7 protein-coding genes are annotated in these 6,948 nt (G+C 71.9%); all 7 read left to right on the top strand.

The features are described from left to right. The coding region (locus GCU69_RS32410) for a hypothetical protein (RefSeq protein ID WP_170315755.1) at nucleotides 1–418 on the top strand (418 nt) is incomplete at its 5' end. A 154-nt stretch (nucleotides 419–572) separates the two neighbouring features. Further along, the gene (locus tag GCU69_RS01545; protein ID WP_098753127.1) at nucleotides 573–1,007 is read left to right on the top strand and encodes a phage tail protein; all 435 of its coding nucleotides are present in this window, start codon (nucleotides 573–575) and stop codon (nucleotides 1,005–1,007) included. Nucleotides 1,008–1,072: 65 nt separating this feature from the next. After that, complete coding sequence (locus GCU69_RS01540; protein WP_408055746.1) at nucleotides 1,073–1,777, top strand: CIS tube protein; 705 nt, start codon at nucleotides 1,073–1,075, stop codon at nucleotides 1,775–1,777. A gap of 100 nt (nucleotides 1,778–1,877) precedes the next feature. Further along, complete coding sequence (locus GCU69_RS01535) at nucleotides 1,878–3,761, top strand: VgrG-related protein (protein ID WP_156204920.1); 1,884 nt, start codon at nucleotides 1,878–1,880, stop codon at nucleotides 3,759–3,761. 117 nt (nucleotides 3,762–3,878) lie between these two features. Continuing rightward, entirely contained in the window at nucleotides 3,879–4,322 is a 444-nt protein-coding gene (locus tag GCU69_RS01530) for a GPW/gp25 family protein (RefSeq protein ID WP_098753125.1), read from the top strand. Further along, nucleotides 4,322–6,274, top strand: a complete 1,953-nt coding sequence (locus GCU69_RS01525; RefSeq protein ID WP_098753124.1) for a putative baseplate assembly protein — start codon at nucleotides 4,322–4,324, stop codon at nucleotides 6,272–6,274. Before GCU69_RS01530 ends, GCU69_RS01525 begins: the two co-directional genes overlap by 1 nt. Before the next feature lie 3 nt (nucleotides 6,275–6,277). After that, nucleotides 6,278–6,853 carry a phage tail protein gene (locus GCU69_RS01520; RefSeq protein WP_098753123.1) on the top strand — a complete coding sequence of 192 codons (576 nt, stop codon included), beginning with the start codon at nucleotides 6,278–6,280 and terminating at the stop codon, nucleotides 6,851–6,853. Nucleotides 6,854–6,948: the final 95 nt, after the last annotated feature.

Raw genomic sequence — 6,948 nt, 5'->3', positions numbered from 1 at the left:
CGCCCCGGCCCTCCCCGTGCAGCGGCGCGAGGCGCCCGCCGCCACAGCCCCGCCCCCGCCGTCGCCGGAGCGCTCCCGCGGCGGGCCCGGCCCGTCCTTCGAACCGGCCGCGCTGACGAACGCGCAGGTGAGCCTGCTCGCCCAGCGGCTCGTCGCCAGCAAGCCGACACGGACCGCGCTGGCGTACGCACTGGCCGGCCCGTTGGTGGAGCCGCTGGGACAGCGGCTCAGCGAGGACCGCCGGGCGCGTGAGTCGGTGGCGGAGATGCTGTTCGAGCCGTTGCTGCGGCACCTCGGCAAGAGAGGCCGGCTGGACGAGCTCGCCCGGATGCTGCTGAACCCGATGTCCCGCCTGCTCCGTGTGGAGCTGCGGCAGGACCGGGAGCGGATCGGCAGGCTCCGCGACGCACGCCGATGAACGGGCCGGCCCGGACGCGGCGCCCGCCGGGGCGGCCCGCGTCCGGGCCGCAACGCCGGGACGCGCCGGCACCGAGAACCGCGAACAGCACGGACACAGCGCAGGCAGCACCACCGCGGAACGCGGAACAGTGAGAAGTGAGAGGTCGTAACCGATGAGCGATCTGGATCCCGGGTCCAGCGTCTTCTTCACGCTGACCATCGACGGCGAGGACCTGGGCGCCTTCAACGGCTGCGAGGGCCTGGGTTCCACGGTGGAGATCGAGGAGCGCCAGGCGGGCGGCCAGAACGACTTCGTCTGGAAGCTGCCGACCCGGATCACCTACTCCTCGATCCGGCTCACCCGCCCGCTCACCTCGGACACGGCGCGGGTCGCGGCCTGGATCTCCTCGATCTCCGAGGGCATCGTCCGGCCCACGGCGCAGATCTCGGCGCTGCGCGCGGACGGTTCGCTCGTGGCCCGCTGGGGCCTGCTCGACGTACTGCCGGTGAGCTGGCAGGGGCCGTCGCTCGACCCGGCGAACGCGGCCGTGGCGACCGAGACGCTGGAGATCGCACACCACGGCTTCACCGATGTGGAGGGTGAATAATGGCGAAGAAGAGTGGCAAGGGCGGCAAGGGCAAGGGCGGCGGCATCGGCGGCGCCCTGGGCGACATGCTCGGCGGAGACCTCAGCCAGGCCACGCTCAGCATCTACAACCCGCCGACGGGCGACAGCAAGTCCCCGGGCGGGCTGATCAAGATGCTCGAGTTCCAGTTCAACCCGAACGAGCTGTCGCTGAGCCGCCAGAGCACCTGGAAGCACACGGCCGCCGCGGCCGTCCACGACTCACCGCCGCCGGAGTTCATCAGCCCCGAGCCCCGGTCGCTGGACGTCGAGGTGTTCCTCGACCGCTCGGAGGAACCCGACTCCAACGACGTGATGAAGGACTGCGAACTGCTGCTGAAGTGCTGCGAGGTGACGACGAAGAGCATCGCGGCCAAGCGTCCCTCCACGCCCTGGGTGAAGTTCGAGTGGGGCAGCTTCTCCACGGTCAGCTTCAACGCGTACGTGGGATCGGTGGACGTCAGCTACACGCTGTTCGCCCCCAGCGGCACGCCCATCCGTGCCACCTGCCGGCTGCACCTGGAGGAGATTCCCGGCGGCCCGCTGGGCCAGAACCCGACCTCCGGCGCGCTGACGGCGCAGCGCGTGCACCGTGTGGTCGCCGGGGACTCCCTGCAGTCGCTCGCGTGGCGGGAGTACGGCAATGCCAACGCCTGGCGCGCGATCGCCGAGGCGAACGACATCGACGACCCGTCCCGGCTGCCGCCCGGCGTGGAGCTGATGCTCCCGGCTGCCGAAGAGGTGGGCGCGTGAACCGGCCCGTACGGCCGCGTCCCGCCGAACGGCCCGCCGGGCCGGCCCACCAGCCCGACCGACCCGATCGGCGATCGCCAGAGAGAACCAGGTTGACGACATGCCAGCAGGAACCCGCTCCCACATCCTCAAGGTCAGCATCAACAGCAAGCCGCTGAAGGACGACGACGCGCTGCTGCTCACCGAGGCCTGGGTGGACTTCGCACCCGGGGTGCCCGGCGCGTTCCAGCTGACCTTCCGGGACGAGCACCGCCGCGTCCTCGAACGCGTGGGCGCCGAACTGGGCGCGCCCGTCGAGCTGACCGTCGTCTCGGGGTCGCTGCGGACCGAGCTGCTCACCGGCGAGATCACCGGCCTGGAGACCGACTACGAGGGCGGCGGCAGCTTCAGCATCGTCCGCGGCTACGACCTCGGACACCGGCTGACCCGGCAGCAGCAGGTCGTGGGCTACGAGAACCAGAAGGCGTCGCAGATCGTCCAGAAGCTGGTCGCCGCGGCCAAGATCCCGGTCGGCAAGATCAGCCCGACGAAGTCGCTGTACGAGTTCATCACCCAGGCCGGGGTCACGGACTGGGACTTCATCTGCCGTCTCGCGGACGAGAACGGCATGGTGATGTACACCGACGCGAAGGGGAAGTTCTTCTTCGAGGAGGCGAAGCCCGCCGCCTCGGCGCCCCCTGAGGGCTCGCCGCTCTCTCCGACCGACAACCCGCTCGTGCTGCACGGCGGCAAGGAGGTCAAGCGCTGCCGCTCCTCCGTCACCTCCTCCGACCAGTATCCGCAGGTGGAGGTCCGGGGCTGGGACATCACCCAGAAGAAGGAGCTGAGCAGCAAGCCCGCCGCCGGCAAGGCGAACCCGGGGGCCGTGATCGGCGCCAAGCCCGCGGAGGCCTCCGGCAGGAAGTTCAAGCCGGAACCGCTGGTGCTGAGCGACAGGCCCTTCGGCAAGCAGAACCAGGTGACCGAGGTCGCCAAGGCGCTGACCGAGGACGTCACCGGGGTCTTCGCCGAGGTGGAGGTCAGCGCGGAGGGCGAGGCCAAGGTGCGCCCCGGGGCCGCCATCACCCTCGCCGATGTGGGCAAGCCGTTCGAGGGCAAGTACACCGTCACCGGCGCGCGCCACCACTTCTCGGCCGAGGGCTACGAGACCTGGATGACCGTCACCGGGCGGCAGTGGCGCTCCCTGTACGGGCTCGCCTCCGGCGGGGACGGCGGACCCCGGCTGCCGAGCGTCGCCAACGCCGTGGTGACCGATGTGAACGACCCGCAGCGCAAGGGCCGGGTCAAGGTCATGTACCCGTGGCTGGACGCCTCGTACACCAGTGACTGGCTGCGGACCGTGCAGTACGGCGGGCTGAAGGGCGGCGGGCTGCTCACCCCGAACGTCAACGACGAAGTGGTCGTGGCGTTCGACCGCGACAGCCTGGACCACGGCTATGTCCTCGGAGGCCTCTACAACGGCAAGGACGATCCGAGCCGCAACCCGGTGAAGTACTACGACCGGGCCGGGCGGATCGTCCGGATGACCCTGGCCGACCGCAGCAACAACCGGCTGGACCTGCTGGACCAGAAGACCATGGCCCGTCAGCGCGGAGTCCGGCTGACGACCGGGGACGACAGGCTCAAGATCAACCTCGACCGCACGCAGACCGAGATCACCGTGGACAGCATGGGAAAGGTGTCCATCACCGGCGGCACGGACGTCAGTGTCGAGGCGAAACGGAACCTCAGCATGCGGGCCGGCGGGGCGATCACGATGCAGGCGGGCGCCCGCTTCCAGGTCAACGCCCCGACCGCCGGCATCAGCGGCGCGAACGTCCAGATCAGCGGCGGCGCGGCCAACATCACCACGACGGCCACCACCATCACCTCGGCGACAGCCGTCAGCATCACCTCCGCGGCGATCGTGGGCATCAGCTCGCCGGGGACCGTCAAGCTGACCAGCCCGGGCCTCATGGGCAACTTCGCACCCATTCCGTTCTGACCCTTCCGTTCCGACCACCCACGCACCTTCGACACGCTGGAGCACCACTCATGCACCGGACGCACCGGACGGCACCGCCCCGCAGCCGCACCGCGGCACGTCACGAGGCGGTCCGCCGTGCCTGAGCAGTTCGTCGGCTCGGGCTGGTCGTTCCCGATGCGCATCAGCCCCTCCGGGGGCATCGCCCTGGTCAGCGGGGAACGTGAGATCGAGGAGGCCATCCAGCTCGTCCTGGCCACCGCGCCCGGTGAGCGGCCCATGCGCCCCGAGTACGGCTGCGCCATCCACGACCTCGTCTTCGCCCCCGTCAACGAGGCGACGGCGGGCCGCATCCGCAGCGAGGTGCGGTCCAGCCTCGACCGCTGGGAGCCGCGCATCGAGGTCGACGAGGTATCGGTGACCTCCACCGAGCCGGCCGTGCTCTACATCGACGTCCGCTACCACATCCGCGGCACCAACAACCCGCGGAGCCTGGTCTTCCCCTTCTATGTGATCCCGTCCCACGACGAGCCCGGTACCTCCGGCGAGGAACCCGGCCCGGCCACCGAAAGCGACCGCTGATGGTTCTGCCCTCCCCCAACCTCGACGACCGCCGCTTCCAGCAGTTCGTCGACGACGCCAAGCGCTACATCCAGCGGCGTGCCCCGGAGTGGACCGACCACAACGTGTCCGACCCCGGTGTCACGCTGGTGGAGACCGTCGCGCACATGGCCGACCAGATCGTGTACCGGCTCAACCGGGTGCCCGACAAGAACTACCTGGCCTTCCTCGACCTGCTCGGCATCACCCTCTTCCCGCCGTCCGCCGCCCGCGCCGACATCACCTTCTGGCTGTCCGCGCCGCAGGACCAGCCGGTGCTGCTGCCCGCGGGCACCGAGGTGGCCACGGAACGGACGGAGGCGGAGGAGCCCGTCGTCTTCGCCACCGAGGCCGATCTCACCCTCATCTCCTGCACCCTGCGGCACGTCCTCGTGCAGCACGGTGGCGAGACGGCCGCCGACCGTACGCACGACGTGGCCGAGGGCGTGGACGTCAACTGCTTCTCCGACGCGCCGCGCCCGGGTGACTGCGTGCTGTTCGGGCTGAGTGCCGCCGTGCCGCACTGCGTGGTCATGCTGGAACTCGACAGCCGGGTCGACGGTGTGGGCGTCGACCCGCGGCAGCCGCCGCTGGTCTGGGAGGCGTGGACCGCCGACGGCTGGACGGCCTGCGAGGTCGACGAGGACAACACCGGCGGCCTGAACCGCCCCGGCGAGGTCCTGCTGCACATCCCCGGCGGTCACGTGCTGTCCCGCACCGGCCGGCAGGAGGCCGGCTGGCTGCGCTGCCGCGTCGTCGAACCGGCCCAGGACCAGCCCTTCTACACCTCCTCCCCGACCCTGCGGGCCGCCGACGGCTTCACCATCGGCGGCACCACCCGGGCCGTGCACGCCCAGGTCGTACGGGACGAGGCGCTCGGCGAGTCCACCGGGCTGCCCGGACAGCGGCTGCAACTGGCGCAGCCGCCGGTCGTCGCCGACGACCCGCCGCTGCTGCTCCAGGTCGCGGAGGGCGACGGCTGGAGCGACTGGCAGGTCGTGCCGCACCTCGCGGCGTCCGGGCCCGACGAACGGCACGTCACGCTGGACGCGGCGACCGGCGAGATCGCCTTCGGCCCGTCCGTGCGCGAACCGAACGGCGAGATGCGCCAGTACGGCGCCGTGCCGCCCAAGGGCGCCGTCATCCGCGCCCGCCGCTACCGCACCGGCGGCGGCCGGGAGGGCAACGTCGCCCGCCATTCGGTCAAGGTGCTGCGCAGCTCCGTGCCGTACGTCTCCCGCGTCGACAACCGGGAGGCGGCGACCGGCGGTGTGGACGGCGAGACCATCGAGGAGGCGAAGGTCCGCGCGCCCGTCACGCTGCGCGCCCAGGACCGTGCCGTGACCCTGCGGGACTACGAGGAGCTGGCCCGCCGGGCGGCCCCGGAGACCGCGCGGATCACCTGTCTGGAGGCCGAGCCGGAGGAGCACGGGGCCTACGCGGTACGGGTGCTCGTGGTGCCCGACGCCGTGCCCGACCCCGGCGGGCGGCTGCGCTTCGAGCAGCTGGTCCCGGGCGACGCCCTGCTGGAGCGGGTCACCCGCTACCTCGACGACCGGCGGCTGATCGGCACCCGGCTGGCGGTCGGGCCGCCGTACTACCAGGGCGTGACGGTGGTCGCCACGCTGCACGCGTTCCGCGGGGTGGAGACCGACCGGGTCCGGCGGCAGGCGACGGACGCGCTCTACCGGCACCTGGACCCGCTCGTGGGCGGGGCGCACGGCAAGGGCTGGCGGTTCGGCCACCCGGTGCAGGCGGGCGAGGTCTTCGCCGTGCTGCAACGGGTGCCCGGGGTGGAGCTCGTCGACGAGGTGCAGCTCTACCCCGCCGACCCGCTCACCGGGAAGCGCGGCGACGCGACGGACCGGATCGACCTGGACAAGCCGGCGCTGGTGTTCTCCTTCGACCACCGCGTCCGCGTGATCGGGGGCTGAGACATGCGCGGATCCGTCGACGGGCTCGGCAGCGCCCAGCCGCTCGGGCTGATGCTGCCGGCCGTCTTCGCCGACGACCATCTGGTCCAGCAGTTCACCGGCGGGCTCGACGAGGTGCTGGCGCCCTTCACGAACGTCCTCGACTGCCTGCACGCCTACTTCGACCCGGCGCTGGCCCCGCTGGACTTCACCACCTGGCTGGGCAGCTGGGTGGGCGCGGAGACCGAGTCCGCCGTCGAGGGGCGCGGCGGCCCGACGGAGGCACGGCTGCGCGAGGCCGTGGCCGTCGCCGCGACGCTGCACCGGCTGCGCGGTACCCGGCGCGGCCTCGCCACGGCCGTACGGCTGGTCTTCGGCGTGGAGCCGGAGATCACCGAGAGCGGCGCCGCGCGCTGGGACGCCCGGCCGCTGGGCCAGGTGCCGGGCGACCGGCGACCGCATCTGAACGTCACGATCCGGCTCGCCGAGCCGGACCCGGGTGCCGAGAGCCGCCTCGACGAACTCGTCGCGGCGGCCCGGCCCGCCCACATGCCGTACTCGGTCACGGTGACCGCAGATGAGAGGACACCCCGGAAGTGAACAGCGACAGCCGCACGGAGGACCGCGGCCGCGGCGGGCTCGAGGCCTGCGCCGAGTGCGGCACGCCATCCGGACCGGACCAGTCCTTCTGCGAG

This window comes from Streptomyces lycii, from assembly GCF_009735685.1.
GTDB lineage: Bacteria > Actinomycetota > Actinomycetes > Streptomycetales > Streptomycetaceae > Streptomyces > Streptomyces lycii.
Note: the sequence above shows the minus strand (reverse complement) of the source record. Positions and strands in the feature narration are given on the sequence as shown.

Excerpts from the sequence above, each read along its gene's own strand:
- GCU69_RS01545 (WP_098753127.1), top strand. The coding sequence starts at position 573 with ATGAGCGATCTGGATCCCGGGTCCAGCGTCTTCTTCACGCTGACCATC.
- GCU69_RS01540 (WP_408055746.1), top strand. The coding sequence starts at position 1,073 with ATGCTCGGCGGAGACCTCAGCCAGGCCACGCTCAGCATCTACAACCCG.
- GCU69_RS01535 (WP_156204920.1), top strand. The coding sequence starts at position 1,878 with ATGCCAGCAGGAACCCGCTCCCACATCCTCAAGGTCAGCATCAACAGC.
- GCU69_RS01525 (WP_098753124.1), top strand. The coding sequence starts at position 4,322 with ATGGTTCTGCCCTCCCCCAACCTCGACGACCGCCGCTTCCAGCAGTTC.
- GCU69_RS01520 (WP_098753123.1), top strand. The coding sequence starts at position 6,278 with ATGCGCGGATCCGTCGACGGGCTCGGCAGCGCCCAGCCGCTCGGGCTG.